This window comes from Planctomycetaceae bacterium (assembly GCA_039680605.1).
GTDB lineage: Bacteria > Planctomycetota > Phycisphaerae > SM23-33 > SM23-33 > JAJFUU01.
Genome location: JBDKTA010000048.1, coordinates 74,420 through 88,156 on the forward strand (window position 1 = coordinate 74,420; position 13,737 = coordinate 88,156).

11 protein-coding genes are annotated in these 13,737 nt (G+C 65.7%); 8 read left to right on the plus strand and 3 right to left on the minus strand.

The window, feature by feature from the left end:
- The first annotated feature begins 53 nt into the window (after positions 1-53).
- From ABFD92_14700 to ABFD92_14735, 8 genes are all read left to right on the plus strand, one after another.
- Entirely contained in the window at positions 54-1,496 is a 1,443-nt protein-coding gene (locus ABFD92_14700) for an ATP-binding protein (protein MEN6505786.1), read from the plus strand.
- A gap of 20 nt (positions 1,497-1,516) precedes the next feature.
- Complete coding sequence (locus ABFD92_14705) at positions 1,517-1,906, plus strand: response regulator (protein ID MEN6505787.1); 390 nt, start codon at positions 1,517-1,519, stop codon at positions 1,904-1,906.
- Positions 1,906-3,576, plus strand: coding sequence for an HD domain-containing phosphohydrolase (locus ABFD92_14710; protein MEN6505788.1), 1,671 nt, complete (start codon positions 1,906-1,908; stop codon positions 3,574-3,576). Before ABFD92_14705 ends, ABFD92_14710 begins: the two co-directional genes overlap by 1 nt.
- Positions 3,566-3,907, plus strand: a complete 342-nt coding sequence (locus ABFD92_14715) for an STAS domain-containing protein (GenBank protein MEN6505789.1) — start codon at positions 3,566-3,568, stop codon at positions 3,905-3,907. The genes ABFD92_14710 and ABFD92_14715 overlap by 11 nt, the downstream gene beginning before the upstream one ends.
- 14 nt (positions 3,908-3,921) lie before the next feature.
- Positions 3,922-5,640 (plus strand): GspE/PulE family protein, encoded by a 1,719-nt coding sequence (locus ABFD92_14720; protein ID MEN6505790.1) that lies wholly within the window; start codon positions 3,922-3,924, stop codon positions 5,638-5,640.
- A gap of 353 nt (positions 5,641-5,993) precedes the next feature.
- A complete protein-coding gene (locus ABFD92_14725; protein MEN6505791.1) occupies positions 5,994-7,187 on the plus strand; it encodes a type II secretion system F family protein in 1,194 nt (397 codons plus the stop codon).
- 135 nt (positions 7,188-7,322) lie between these two features.
- Positions 7,323-8,306 carry a DnaJ C-terminal domain-containing protein gene (locus ABFD92_14730; protein ID MEN6505792.1) on the plus strand — a complete coding sequence of 328 codons (984 nt, stop codon included), beginning with the start codon at positions 7,323-7,325 and terminating at the stop codon, positions 8,304-8,306.
- Entirely contained in the window at positions 8,297-8,653 is a 357-nt protein-coding gene (locus ABFD92_14735; GenBank protein MEN6505793.1) for a hypothetical protein, read from the plus strand. Before ABFD92_14730 ends, ABFD92_14735 begins: the two co-directional genes overlap by 10 nt.
- Before the next feature lie 136 nt (positions 8,654-8,789).
- Here the strand turns inward: ABFD92_14735 and ABFD92_14740 are convergent, their stop codons facing one another.
- The 3 genes from ABFD92_14740 to ABFD92_14750 are packed head-to-tail and all read right to left on the minus strand — an operon-like array spanning position 8,790 to position 13,680.
- The gene (locus tag ABFD92_14740; GenBank protein MEN6505794.1) at positions 8,790-9,584 is read right to left on the minus strand and encodes a hypothetical protein; all 795 of its coding nucleotides are present in this window, start codon (positions 9,582-9,584) and stop codon (positions 8,790-8,792) included.
- Positions 9,581-11,704: an amylo-alpha-1,6-glucosidase gene (locus ABFD92_14745; GenBank protein ID MEN6505795.1), complete on the minus strand. Its 2,124-nt coding sequence runs from the start codon at positions 11,702-11,704 to the stop codon at positions 9,581-9,583. The genes ABFD92_14740 and ABFD92_14745 overlap by 4 nt, the downstream gene beginning before the upstream one ends.
- Positions 11,701-13,680 carry a gamma-glutamylcyclotransferase family protein gene (locus tag ABFD92_14750; GenBank protein ID MEN6505796.1) on the minus strand — a complete coding sequence of 660 codons (1,980 nt, stop codon included), beginning with the start codon at positions 13,678-13,680 and terminating at the stop codon, positions 11,701-11,703. The genes ABFD92_14745 and ABFD92_14750 overlap by 4 nt, the downstream gene beginning before the upstream one ends.
- Positions 13,681-13,737: the final 57 nt, after the last annotated feature.

The window sequence follows — 13,737 nt, forward strand, 5'->3', positions numbered from 1 at the left end:
GGCCATGCCCAAAGGCCCGAGGGCGCCGGAGGGATCATCATACGGAGGCGGCGGTGACGACGGTCAAAAGGCTCAGCCTTGCTACCATGGTTATCATTTGCGTCGGGGCCAGTGCGGCCTACTACGCGACCATGATGGCGCTGCAGGGGCACGGGGTCCTCAGTACCGCGCTGAACTACCTCGTCGTGGGACTGGTGACCGCCCTGACGGTGCTGTTGCTGCTGCTGTTCTGGCGCAGCCTGCACAACGCCATCCGCACCATCGCCGGTCAGTTGGAGACCATGGCCGCCACCGGGCAGAGCGGTCTGGTGATGGTCCAGGGCAATCACGAGCTGTCGCAACTGGCGCGTCCGCTGAATGCCTTTCTGACCAGCACGCGCGAGAAGATCGACGAACTCCAGAACGCCAACCGCGAACTGCAGATCCAGGCCCGCATCGCCTCGGCCGAGAAGCAGCACACCGAGGCCATCATCTTTTCCATCAGCGACGCGGTGCTGGTGACCAATCGTTTCGATGAGCTGCTGCTGGCCAACGAGGCGGCTGAGAAGCTGCTGGGCTTCAAGCTCTCCGGGGCGCTGCGGCAGAATATCGACCGCATCATCACCGACGGCACGCTGGTGCGCCTGGTGCGCGAGACGCGCGGGCACGGGCGAACGCCCACGCGGCGGGTCGTCGAGCACGCCATCGACCTCAAGGGCGACGTGCGGGTCTTCCGCGTCACGTTGAGCTGCATCGCCGGGGCCAACGAGGAGGTCTCGGGCGTCGTGGCCGTCCTCCACGACGTGACGCGCGAGAAGGAAATCGCCCAGATGAAGACCGACTTTGTCTCCAACGTCTCGCACGAACTCAAGACGCCCCTGGCGTCGATCAAGGCGTATATCGAGATGCTGCAAGACGGCGAGGCCCAGGACGATGCCACGTGCAAGGAGTTCTACGGGATCATCGCCGCCGAAACCGACCGCCTGCACCGGCTGATCGAGAACATCCTCAATATCTCGCGGATCGAGTCGGGCGTGGTGAAGGTGGTCAAGGAGCCCACGAGCCTGACTGCCGTCGTCAAGCAGGTGATCGACGTGGCGGCTCCGCAGGCCAAGGCCAAGCAGATCCAGCTAGTGGCCCGCCTGGCGCCGGTGTTTCAGCAGGTCGAGGCGGACCACGACATGATTTTCCAGGCCGTCATGAACCTGATCTCGAACGCCATCAAGTACACGCCGGAGAACGGCACGGTGACGGTGACGGCCAGCGTCGACGAGCGGCGGGGCGTGGCGGTTTGCGACGTGGCGGATACCGGGGTGGGGATTCCCGCCGACGACCTGCCTCACGTGTTCGAGAAGTTTTACCGCGTCGAGGCCAACAAGAAGATGGCCAAGGGCACCGGCCTGGGGCTGACGCTGGTCAAGCACATTGTCGAGACCGTGCATGACGGAAAGCTCTCGGTCAGCAGCGAGAAGGGCAAGGGCAGCACGTTCAGCCTGGAATTGCCGGTGATGGCGTAAGGACGGGGCGGAGGATGATCATGAATAAACGCGTGGTAGTAGCCGACGACGAAGCGCACATCCTGCACGTGGTCTCCTTGAAGCTCCGCAACGCCGGATACGAGGTGGTGACGGCCCAGGACGGCGAGGAAGCCCTGGAGCTTTGCCTGGCGGACCCGCCGGACCTGCTGATCACGGACTTCCAGATGCCCGTGATGACCGGAGTAGACCTGTGCCGCCAGCTTCGCGCCCACGAGAGCACGCGGGCCATTCCCGCCATGATGCTCACTGCGCGCGGGTTCGACCTCGAACCGGGCGAAATGATCGACGTGGGTATCGCCGCCGTCCTGGCCAAGCCCTTCTCGCCCCGCGAAGTGCTGGCCAAAGTCGAAGACCTGCTCGCCCAGACATCCGGAACCGACGAGAACTAATGACCGCCAGCCTCAAAAACAGTTCACGCTGCCTCGCGACGCTGGGTCCGGCCCTGCGCCGGATCGAGTCTCGCATGGCTGAACTGGGCCTCAACGTGCTCGTGCGCGAGGCTGACGGCTCGTCGACCGAAAACTGGACCCCGCTGAACCTGTTCTGCCAGATTGTCTGCGGCAGCGCCCATTCGCCCTGTGCCGCGGCGCTGGAGGCCGTGGCGGCCGGGGTGCTCGAGTCCGGCCAGAGCGCCTGCGGAAGTTCCGCCATCGGATGCAGCCTGATGGCCGTGCCCGTGCGCCTGCGCCGCAAGACCGCCGGCGTCATCGCCGCCTGTTGTCCAACGCGGGAGATGCTCGACGAAGAGGCCATGGCCCGCGTCTGCGACCGTCTGCACATCGACCGGCAGGTCGCTCAGCGACTCGCCTCCGAGGCCTGCCGCCACGGCAGCGACCAGGCCGCCGATTTCATGCGCGTGCTCGAATGGCTCCTGCAGGATTGCCAGGCCCTGGACGTGGCCGACGACGAGTTGACCACCCTGAGCACCAACCTGGCCAACACGTACGAGGAACTCTCGCTGGTCTACAACATCAGCGGCACCGTTCGCGTCACCGCCGGCGCCGACGAGTTTCTCCAGAAGGTCTGCTCCGAGATGTGCGAGGTCATGAAGATCGAGACCGCCGCGGCCGTCATTTCGGCGGCGCCGGGGAAGGGCGCCGTGCAGGAGGCGGTCGTGGTGCATGGTTCGTGGGCACGCCAGGGGGACCTGGTCGGGCAGTTGCTCTCACAGTCAGTGTCGCCGAGTTTCCGCTCGAGTCAGCGCCCCATCATCGCCAACGCCTGGGACGCCGCCCGCGACGTCGCCGGGCTGAGCGTGCATAACCTCGTCGCCGTTCCGCTGGTGGTCGACCAGAACGTGGTGGGCGTGCTGGCGGCGGTCAACAAACTCAGCGGCGACTTCGACAGCATCGACATGAAGCTCATCAGCGCCGTGGGCAGCCAGGCGTCGGTCTTTCTGGACAACAACCGCCTGTACGCCGACGTGCAGGACCTGCTGATGGGCGTCTTGCACGCGCTGACGGCCTCCATCGACGCCAAAGATCCGTACACCTGCGGTCACTCGCTGCGCGTGGCAAAGTTGTCGCGCCAGTTGGCGCTGGCGTGCGGATACAGCCGCGACAAGGCCGAGCGGTTGTACCTGTGCGGGCTGTTGCACGACATTGGGAAAATCGGCGTCCCGGAGCGCATTTTGTGCAAGACGGCCCGTCTGACGGACGAAGAATACGACGTGATCAAGCGACACCCGGGCATCGGCGCCAAAATTCTGACGGGCATTCGCCAGCTCGAGGACGTGACGGTGGGCATCGTGACCCACCACGAGCGCCTCGACGGGCGAGGGTACCCCAATGCCCTTCAGGGCGACGAGATCCCCAAGGACGGACGCATTGTCGGACTGGCCGACGCCTTTGACGCCCTCACGAGCGACCGCGTCTATCGCAAGGCGCTTTCGCCCGAGCAGGTGATCGCCGAAATCCGCCGCTGCAGCGGGACGCAGTTCGATCCCGATGTGGTCGAAAAGCTCCTGGCCTGGGATATCGGGGCGCTGTTGGCCGATATGCCCCACGCCAACGCCGGAGCCGACCTGCAAGCCCCAGCCGAGAACCGTCATGAAAATTAACGCCGAAAGCTATGGTCACGCCGTCATGCTCAACCTCAACGGCGACTTGACCGCCGACGCCCTGGAAGCATTTAAGCAGGCCGTCGACCACCAACTCGAGCCCAAGGAAGTCGTCGATCTGGTGCTCAACTGCGAGTCAGTTCCGTTCATCGACAGCGCCGCGCTGGAGTGCCTGCTCGACATCCAGGAAAAGCTCGCCCAGCGGTTCGGGCAGGTCAAGCTGGTCAAGTGCGACGAAAACGTGCGGAAGATCCTCGAGATCACTGCTCTGGAATCGACGTTTGAACACTACGACCGCGTGGCCGACGCGGTCAAGGCCCTCAGCGTGTGAGGTCGGGAGATATTGTGATCACCACCGCCAAAGAGGCCGGGAAAAAAATGCAACTGGGCGAACTGCTCATCGAGCAGGGCGCCTTGACGCACGAGCAACTCGCCCACGGGCTGCAGGTGCAGAAGGAAAACGGCAACCGCCTGCTGCTGGGCGAAGTGCTGATGAAGCAGGGGCTCTGCTCTGAAGAGCAGATCATGGCCGCCCTGGCGCGCGTGTACGGCGTTCCGTTCGCGCGGATCTCGCCCAAGATCGCCGACCCGTCCGTCATCGACGTCCTGCCGCGGGAGTTCCTCGACAGCCACACCGTCCTGCCGCTTTTCCGCGTCAAGAACCGCCTCTCCCTGGCGGTGACGGAGCCGGCCAACGTCTTTCTCACCGAGGAAGTTGCCCGCATCACCGGTTGCGAGGTGCTGCCGATCTGCGCCACGGCCAAGGACATCAAGGCCACCCTCGAGACGCACCTTCCGGCGGCCAACGTGTTCGTCATCGACGATATCCTGGACGAGTCCGACGCGGGCGATCTCTCGCTGGTCGAGGAGAAGGTCGACGACATTGGCGACCTGGAGGCGGCCGCCGAAGGCTCGCCGATCATCAAGCTGGTGAACTACCTGATCTACAGCGCCGTGCGCGAAGGGGCCAGCGATATCCACATCGAGCCCGACGACAACGCTCTGCGCGTGCGTTTCCGCGTGGACGGCTCGCTGTACGAAAAGCTTCACCCGCCGTACAAAATGCTTCCGGCGATCTCAAGCCGCATCAAGATCATGGCTGGGTTGGACATCTCCGAGCGCCGCCTGCCGCAGGATGGCGGCATCCACGTCATGATGGACGGCCGCCCGGTCGACCTGCGCGTCAGCACGCTGCCGGGCCGTCACGGCGAGAAGACCGTCATCCGCGTGATCGACAACCGCTCGGTGCTGGTGAACCTGGAGAAGCTCGGTTTCGACTATGAGATGCTCAAGCTGTGGCGTGCGGCGATCCAGGCGCCCAACGGCATCGTGCTGGTGACCGGGCCCACCGGCAGCGGCAAAAGCACCACGCTGTACAGCGTTCTCAAGGAGATCAACAGCGACGAGGTCAACATCTGCACGGTGGAAGACCCCGTCGAGTTCAACCTGCCGCGCGTCAACCAGTTCCAGGTGAACGAGCGCATCGGCTTCACGTTTGCCGGCGCGCTGCGCAGCCTGCTGCGACAGGACCCCGACATTATTATGCTCGGCGAGATCCGCGACGAGGAAACCGCCCGCACGGCGGTCCAGGCCGCCCTGACCGGGCACCTGGTGCTCAGCACGCTGCACACCAACGACGCCCCGGGCGCGGTGACGCGTCTGCTGAACATCGGGATCGAACCGTACCTGATATCGGCGTCGCTGGTAGCCGTGCTGGGCCAGCGCCTCGTCCGCAAGATCTGCACGAACTGCAAAGAGGCGTACGAGCCGCCGCCGAACATCCGCCGCGCAGTCGAGCGGGCGGTGGGGGAGGTCGAGACCTACTACCACGGCGTCGGGTGCCCCAAGTGCCGCAACAGCGGCCACAGCGGGCGCATCGGCATCTACGAACTGATGTGTCCCAACGAGCAACTGCAGGAACTCATCAGCACCGGACCCAGCCTCAACGCCCTGCGAACGGGTGCGGCCCAGTGCGGCATGATCTCGCTGCGCCAGGACGGGATGAACAAGGTCAAGGCCGGCATCACGACGGTCGAGGAAATCTTCCGCGTGACGGCAGTCTGATCAGGGTGGCATGGCGGCACGCGAAGCGGGTCGCCATGGGCGGGCAGGGAAACCAAGCGGATTAGAAACGAAGACTGAGACGGGGACGGGGGGAGAGCGGGATTACGCGGATTTAAGGGATTAAGAGGATTAGAAACAAAGGCGACACGTGGATGGGTGGCATGGCGGCACGCGAAGCGGATCGCCATGGGGCCTGGGGCGGAAACTAGCCGCTGAGGTCGCTGAGGACGCTGAGGAGGAGGAATGAAGGAAAGATGGAATGGTGGATAAGGACATGTTCGTCCTCGTCCTCGTCCTCGTCCTCGTCGTCAGTTGTTGTTCTTGTTGTTCCGTAGGGGTTGGAGGATTCCCGAATGACAACATTCGCTTATGAGGCTCGAGACGCATCAGGGCGCGGGCACCAGGGCAGCGTCAACGCCGCCAGCGCCGACGAGGCGACCACGCGTCTGCGGCGCGACGGAAAGAGCGTCGTCAGCATTGCACCGGCGGCCGCCGCCGTGCGCGGCGGGCGCGTCAAACGCGACGACGTGATCTACTTCGCTTCGCAGTTGGCCGTCATGGTCGACAGCGGCGTCTCGCTGGATGAGGCGCTGGGCTGCATCGCCCGCCAACATGAGAACCCCGCCTTCGCGGCGGTCCTGCAGGACGTCTGGGAAAAGGTGCAGAGCGGCGCGGAGTTCTCCAAGGCTTTGGCGGACTACCCCAAGATCTTCGACAACCTCTTCGTGACCCTCATGCGGGCATCGGAGGCCTCGGGCACGATGGGGCAGATGCTCGAGCGAGCGGCCGACTACATGCAGCAGGAGCGTGAGACGCGCAAACGCATCAAAGGCGCAATGATGTACCCGGCGTGCATGCTGAGTTTTTGCGTGCTGGTGGTCATCGGGCTGCTGGTGTTCATCCTGCCGCGATTTGAAAAGATCTACTCCGGCAAAGGCGCGTTACTGCCCCTTCCGACGCGGGCGCTGCTGGCGATGAGCGCCTTCATATTGTCGTATTGGCCGTTCCTGATCGTCAGCGCCGGCGTGGCGGCCGGCTTGATCTGGTGGTTTGTGCGAACGCCCGGCGGAACGATCTTCATGGACAAGCTGCGCATCTCCGTGCCGCTGCTGGGTCGCATGTACCGCAAGGCGTACCTCGCCCGCTCGCTGCGGACGATGGCCACCATGGTCGGCACGGGCGTGGGCGTTCTGGAGGGGCTCGACATTGCCGCGGCAATCGCCGGCAACAGCCAGTACGCCAAGGTCTGGAAAGACGTCGCCGCGGCGGTCCAGGACGGTCTGCCACTCTCGCAACCGCTGCAGGACTCTGAACTCGTGCCCGGCACGATCGCCCAGATGGTCGACGCCGGCGAGCGCAGCGGCCGCCTGGGCATGGTCATGGACCGCGTGGCGGGGTTCTGCGAAGAAGAACTCAAGGTGGCCGTCAAGAGCATGACGGCCATGATCGAGCCGATCATGATCATCGTGATGGGCCTGATCGTCGGTGGCGTGGCAATGGCGCTGCTGCTGCCGATCTTCAAGCTGTCCAAGGTAGTGGGGCACTGACCGCCGCCATAACCGCGGCAGGGGCGCGCCGGCCACAATGCGGGCGCGCCCCCTTTTTTATGGCCAAACGGCGGGGCATGCACTGACCGCAAGCGGATTCTTCCTCGATAGTCCGTAGGGGGGTAGAATACGCATATGCCCAAGCGAGACTATTACGATGTTCTGGGCGTCGCCAAGGACGCCACGAAAGACCAGATCAGGACGGCCTACCGCAAGCTGGCGCGGAAGGTCCATCCGGACGTGAACAAGAGCCCCGACGCGCCGGAGAAGTTCCGCGAGGCCACCGAAGCGTATGAAGTGCTTTCGGACGAGGACAAGCGGCGGATGTACGACCGGTTCGGCCACGCAGGCCCGGGCATGGGCGGCGGACAGCGGCAAGGGCAGGCGCCGCCGCGCGGCGCGCCCGGGCAGGGCTTCGGCGGCGGGTTCGACTTTGAAGAAATCTTCGGGCGCCCCGGCGGCAGCACATATGCGGGCATGGGGCTGGACGAGATCCTCGACGCCCTGCGCGGCGGCGGGCGGCGCGAAGGCGGCGGCGCGGGCCGGCGCGGGGCGGCATGGCAAGGCGCCGACCTGCAATACGATTTGACGCTGGAGTTTCTCCAGGCAATCCGCGGCGTGACGACGAGCATCCGCCTGCAGCGCCAGGACGGCGGGGGCAAGAGCCACACCGAAACCATCGAGGTGAAGATCCCGCCCGGGGTGCGCGACGGGCAGCAGATCCGCCTGCGCGGGCAGGGGCAGAGCGGACCGGGCGGCTCGGGCGACCTGTACATCGTTGCCCATGTCCGCGAACACCCGTACTTCCGCCGCGAAGGCAACGACATCTACGTCGAGGTGCCCATCAGCATCACCGAGGCCGCCCTGGGCGCCGCCATCGACGCGCCGACCATCGACGGCATGACGCGCGTGCGCGTACCGGCCGGATCGAGCAGCGGGCGGCGCCTGCGGTTGCGGGGCAAGGGCGTTGCGGCGTCGGCCGGCGGCGAGGCGGGCGACCAGCACGTGCTGCTCAAGATCGTCGCCCCGGCCAACCTGACCGATCGCCAGCGCGAGCTGCTGGAGGAGTACGCCGGCCTTGCCGCGGACAATCCGCGAAAGGACGTCCCATGGGCATGACGCAATCCGGGCTGCTGCGGGCGATCAACTTCGCCATCGTGACGGTGGTGCTGGTGAGCCTTTGCTGCGGATTGGTGGGCATCATCATGCTCTCGGCCAACCCGGCGAAACCGCTGGCGGGCACGGCCGAGCAGATCGCCCTGCAGCAGGAATACCGCTACAAGATGGCGTGGATCGCCACGGCGCTGCTGGGAATGACGGTGCTGCTGTTGGCATGGATGGTGATCCGCCACATGGCGCCGCGATGGAATCGTCCTCACAAGCCGCCCGGCAGCGACTACGTCGACGCCTGGAGCCTCGCCGGCCGCCGCGCCAAACCGATCGACCCCGACGAAGAGTTGTCATGATGTTTTATTAGCGGCGGGGCCCGCCACGGCGGATCTTCGACTTGCCCCGCGCGTTGCGCTTGCGAATGCTCCCCATGGCGACGCGCCAAAAGCAAAAACGCGTGTCGCCATGCCACCCATCTGCGCCATGTGTCTTTTACTTACGAAAGATGCGCACGTCCTGCGGGCGCAGCGTCGTCGTGGTGCCTTCGCCTGACTGGATGACCGTCGTGTCGGCGGCCATCTGTGCCTTGCTGTAATACACGGGCAGGAGCTCGGCGCTGTCGTGCCAGGTCGTCGTGCGAAGGGTCGTCCGAATCAGCAGCGGCTGCCCGTTGGGCGAGACGCGATCGATCATGGTGGGGCGGCTGGAGAGAAAGGCCCACGCCCCGGTCGCCGCGGCCACTGAGAGCACCGCCACCGCCGTAAGGCGCAGCAGGGGGCGGGTGAAGAACAGGCACGCGCCTGCGGCCACCAGAAAGATCGTTCCGGCCCAGAACGTCAGTCGCAGCAATTCCGGGGGCCACGACGGGATCGCATCCCACCACGGGGCGTAAAGCTCCGAGTCCAGCAACAGGTCGTTGCGGACCTGGTCGAGCTTCCACTGGATATCGGTTTTGCCGCTGGCTATGGCGGCGGCACTGGCGGAGGCATCCACCAGGAGCGTCACATCGTAGGTCTGAACTAGCGCGGCAGCGGGGAGAAGAACCGCGGTGGCGGTTTCCTGATGCGGGGCGACGGAGAGCGGATAGATGAACGCCGGGCCGCCCTGTTGCCAGCGGAGCCTTACAGCGCGGGCGAGGGAATCGGTCTGGTTCTTGATCGTCAGCGTGGCGGGGCGGCGAAGGTTTTGCGGTTGTGGATCGGCCGGCGCCAGCCGCGCGGTCAGGCCTTGGGCCGCCGCGGCGGAGGTAACGCACAAAATCATCGCGATGGCGGCGTGCCGGGTCATGCGTGTGGCCGCGGCTGCGCCGGGGCGCGCGACTGCAGCAGATGGCGAACGCGCAGCACTTCAGCGACGCTCCAGGCTTGGGCGATGCAGGCGCGCGGTTCGTGGGGCGCGTCGCCGTCGAAGATCTCGCTGATGTAGCCCATGCCCGCTTCGCTGAGATGGTCTTCGATGGCCAGTAGCCAGTGCTTGGCCTGCGCCCTCGCCAGTGGGCTGTTGTGATTGACCTTGAGGTACGCCTCGATGAACGGGCCGATCAGGAACGTCCAGACCGTGCCCTGGTGATAGGCGTGGTCGCGCTGCCATTGCGGTCCGGTACACTGCCCGCGGTAGTTTGGATCGTCCGGCGCGAGCGTTCGAAGACCATAGGGCGTCAGCAACTTCTGGGTGACGACGTTGACGACGGCCGCCTGCTGCTCCGGCGACAGCGGGCTGTGCGGCAGCGAAACGGCGAAGACCTGGTTGGGGCGGATCGACGCGTCTTTGTATTCGGGATAGACGCAGTCGTAGCAGCAGCCGGCCTGCTCGTTCCAGAACGTGTTGACGAACGCCGCGGCGATCTGCTGGGCCTGGGCGGCGTACTGCCCGCCCTCGGAGGTGCCCTGGGCCAGGATGCGATGGATGCAGTACCACATCGCGTTGATCTCGACGGCCTTGCCGTGGCGGCTGGTGACGACGTGTCCGCCCATGGCCGCGTCCATCCAGGTCAACTGCGTGCCGGGCGAACCGCCCAGAAGCAGACCGTCGTCGGCCGTGGCGATCCCGAATCGCGTTCCGGTGCGGTACGCGGCGACGATCGTCTGGGCGGCGGGCAGGAGCGTGCTGTGCCAGAAGTCTTCGTCGCCGCTGGCGCGGCGGTACTGGTCCGCGGCGATGATGAACCACAGCGACGCATCCATGCTGTTGTAGTGCGCGTCGCAGGTGCGATCGTCGAAACAGTTGGGGATCATGCCCTGCGACAGGGCGGCCGCGAACGTGCGGAAAACCTCGCGTGCTATATCGAAGCGGCGCGTGGTCAGCAGCAACCCGCCCAGCGAGATAAACGCGTCGCGCCCCCAGTCGGCGAACCAGTGGTACCCGGCCATGATCGTGCTTGAGGGCGTGCCGTCGGGCAGGTCTCGGCGCACGATGAAGGCTTCGGCGGCAGCCGCCAGGCGGCGCGTCGCTTCATCGGCGGTGTCGCCCACGCCGGCGACAAAACTCTGGATACGCTCGCGCCGCTGCTGTCGCAGCAGTTCAAAATCGGGTGCCACGCACAACTCCGTTGTACGTGTCCCTGACTGCGGGGATTCGGGCAGCGCGGGCGGGACGCCCGCGGCACGCGCGGACGAGACGTCCGCGACACGGTCGGGGGGCATGGGCGAGACGCCCGTGCTACTGAGCGTGGCGGTCAATTGACACGACTGGCCGTCGGCGAGGTCGCAGGCGAACAGGCCCGGCGTGTAGAGGTCTTCGTTGGCGTCCTGTCCGCGTTGGGCTTCGACGCGATAATGGAAACTGTACCACCAGTCGGGGGCCGGCTGGAATGTTGCACCGGGCACGCTCAGGCGCAGCACGTGCCCACCGGCCGCATCAGCGACGCTCACCACGCCTCCCTCACTGCCGCTGGTAAGGCTTGGGGCTCCTTCCATGCGGCGCAGATGGTGAAAGTCGCGCATGGCCGTCAGCGGGCGGATGTGCAGCCGCGCGGCGCCGCCTCGGAGGGTGTATCGGATGGCGGTCGTATTGGACCCGCGGGCCAGAAGGATTTCCTTGGTGAGTTCAACCGTGCCCAGGCGGAAGACGAACGTTGCCGCCAGATCGTTGCGAAACTCGGCCAGCAGCGGCAATCCGCGGGCCGACATCGTGCCGACGAACTCGTGGTTGCCCAGTTCGTGTCCGGCCCCATCAATGAAGAGTTCTTCCGTCACGTTCGACAGCGCCACGACGCGCCCGACCGGCGGGGCGGTCGCCGCCACCAGCAGACCGTGGTACCGCCGCGTGTTGCATCCCACGGCCGTGCCCGAAGCGTACGAGCCCGTGCCGCTGGTCATCAGCCATTCCAGCGAGAGCAGGCGGTCGAGGTCGGCGCCCTGGCAGGGCACGATCTGAGGCGACGGTAGCGGTCGTGTGGACTCGTTCATGGATTATGTACCGGCACGGCCGCGCGGTGTACGGCCGAATTGAACTGCCTGAGCGACTCCCGCAGCCGCGTGCAGGCCCAGGCGATGTAGGCGGTCGTGTGGGCGGGTTTTCCGCGGCGCTCGGTCATGAGGCCGTCGTGGACTGCCTCGATGAACACGTTCACCTCATCGGCCGACAGGGCGGTGGGGCGCTGAGCCCAGGCCGTCAGTTCGTCATGAACGCGTCGATGGCGGCGGCTGGTCTGGTACTGCTCTGCCGTCAGGAAGGTTCCTGGGCAGTAGGTAATCTGGATGCCCTTGAGGGCCATGGCGATGGTTTCGTAGTTGAACCGCGGGGCCAGCCGCATGAACTTGAACTGCTGGACGTACCGTCCGCCGGCGTCGGGCGTGGCGACGCCGTCGTGGCGGCCGGTGCCGCCGGGGCTGCTGCGGCGGCGCGAGATATCGGAAAACAGCATGTGCGGCGTGGTGCTCTTGTCGGCGCCGGTGGGCAGGTTGCTTCCGACGATCTCGCCGTCGGCCAGGCGGCTGATGCGAAGGCGTCCGTCGGAATCCGCGGCCAGGTCGCCCACGAGGGCGAAGAGGCACTTGAAGACGTCCAGCGGCAGCAGGCGGTCGCGCACCGGGCGGTGCTGGCGGCGCAGTTGCAGCGAGATGTGCAGGCTGTGCGGTTTGACGGCGAAGAACATCATCGTTTCCTGGATCAACTGGTTGAGCAGCCACGGGTCGTGCGTCAGCGGTTGCGAGAGGTTCTCGGTGATCGAGACGTTGCCCAGAGCGGCTTCGAAGAACCCGCGCCGCTGTCGCCCCGGGGCTTTCTCGCGATGGTCGTCGACATGCCCGCCGAGCTTCCAGGTCAGCGCGTCCAGGGCAAAGTCGCCAAAGTAGAAGAACCCGTCGTACTGCGCGTCGCGGGCGTTGTGAGACTGCGGGTCGGAGATCACCGCGTTGCCAATGTTGGAGAACTCCAGCTCCGCGCCCAGGGGAATGTGCCCGCCGCCCATGTGCTCGCGGATGAAGGCGATGTGCGGCTTGATGTCGTCGGGATTGAAGATCACATCCGCGGCCGTCACCGCCCATCGCACGTAGTCGACCAGATGGCTGGCGGCGAAGTTGGTCTCGGCCATGCAGTCATGCACCAGCAGATACACGAAGCTCGCGCTTTCGTTGAGGACGCGCAGGGCCGCCAGCGAGCTGACGGTGCGCCCGTAGTATTCCGGGCCGGAGCGCATCTGTTCGAGTTCGTAGCGGAACTCGCGCTGGATGCGTTCTTCGAACTCGTTGAAGATGACCTGTCGCAGGATCATGCCCAGGTAGTGCCCGGCGATGGCGGCGGCGTTTTCCTGGCGGGCGGCCACGGAGAAGTCGGGCAGCGGGCGGTCCTGCAGGGAATGGCGGATCGCATAGTCGCTGATGCCGCCGGCGTCGAAGTGTTGGCGCACGAGGTCGCGGATGGTGGTGCCGTGCAGTTCCGCCACCGCGCGGCGGACCGTCGCCTTGCTGGTCTTGAGCTGGCGAAGTTCGGTTTCGGCCAGCGCCGCGTCGATCTTTTCCCCCAGCAGCACTTCCTGCTTGAGCGGGTCGGCGAAGCTGTATCCGAACGCCAGCTCAATCTTCTTGGTGTCGGCGATGAAGACCATGGCTTTTTCCGTTCCGGCGGCGGTCTGGACGGGCATGGTCCGGCGGCGGTAGTTGCGGCCTTCGTAGCGTCGAAGGGGTTTGAGGTCGCTGACGGGCAGCGGGCCGACGATGTAGCCCTGGATGCGCCCGTGCGGCGAGGGCACGGCGTAGAGATACGTGTGATCGGGGCTGACCTTCTTGTAACCCGTCAGCACCGCCTCGCGCGCGAGCACGCGGTCGTCGGCGTGAACTGTGTGCGGGTCGGTGGTCAGATGCTTGCCCAGCACCGCGCGAAAGACCCACGGGTTGGTGAGCGTGCCGTAAATGAACAGGTTGAATGAAGTCGCCTTGGCCATACACGTTTCATGCGGCGTGGCTTCCCGACCATGCTCCCTGGCATTGCCGCGCCTGTC

Bases quoted from the DNA above. Each gene is read 5' to 3' on its own strand.
- ABFD92_14705 (MEN6505787.1), top strand. From the start codon at position 1,517: ATGAATAAACGCGTGGTAGTAGCCGACGACGAAGCGCACATCCTGCAC.
- ABFD92_14710 (MEN6505788.1), top strand. From the start codon at position 1,906: ATGACCGCCAGCCTCAAAAACAGTTCACGCTGCCTCGCGACGCTGGGT.
- ABFD92_14715 (MEN6505789.1), top strand. From the start codon at position 3,566: ATGAAAATTAACGCCGAAAGCTATGGTCACGCCGTCATGCTCAACCTC.
- ABFD92_14725 (MEN6505791.1), top strand. From the start codon at position 5,994: ATGACAACATTCGCTTATGAGGCTCGAGACGCATCAGGGCGCGGGCAC.
- ABFD92_14730 (MEN6505792.1), top strand. From the start codon at position 7,323: ATGCCCAAGCGAGACTATTACGATGTTCTGGGCGTCGCCAAGGACGCC.
- ABFD92_14735 (MEN6505793.1), top strand. From the start codon at position 8,297: ATGGGCATGACGCAATCCGGGCTGCTGCGGGCGATCAACTTCGCCATC.
- ABFD92_14740 (MEN6505794.1), bottom strand. From the start codon at position 9,584: ATGACCCGGCACGCCGCCATCGCGATGATTTTGTGCGTTACCTCCGCC.
- ABFD92_14745 (MEN6505795.1), bottom strand. From the start codon at position 11,704: ATGAACGAGTCCACACGACCGCTACCGTCGCCTCAGATCGTGCCCTGC.
- ABFD92_14750 (MEN6505796.1), bottom strand. From the start codon at position 13,680: ATGGCCAAGGCGACTTCATTCAACCTGTTCATTTACGGCACGCTCACC.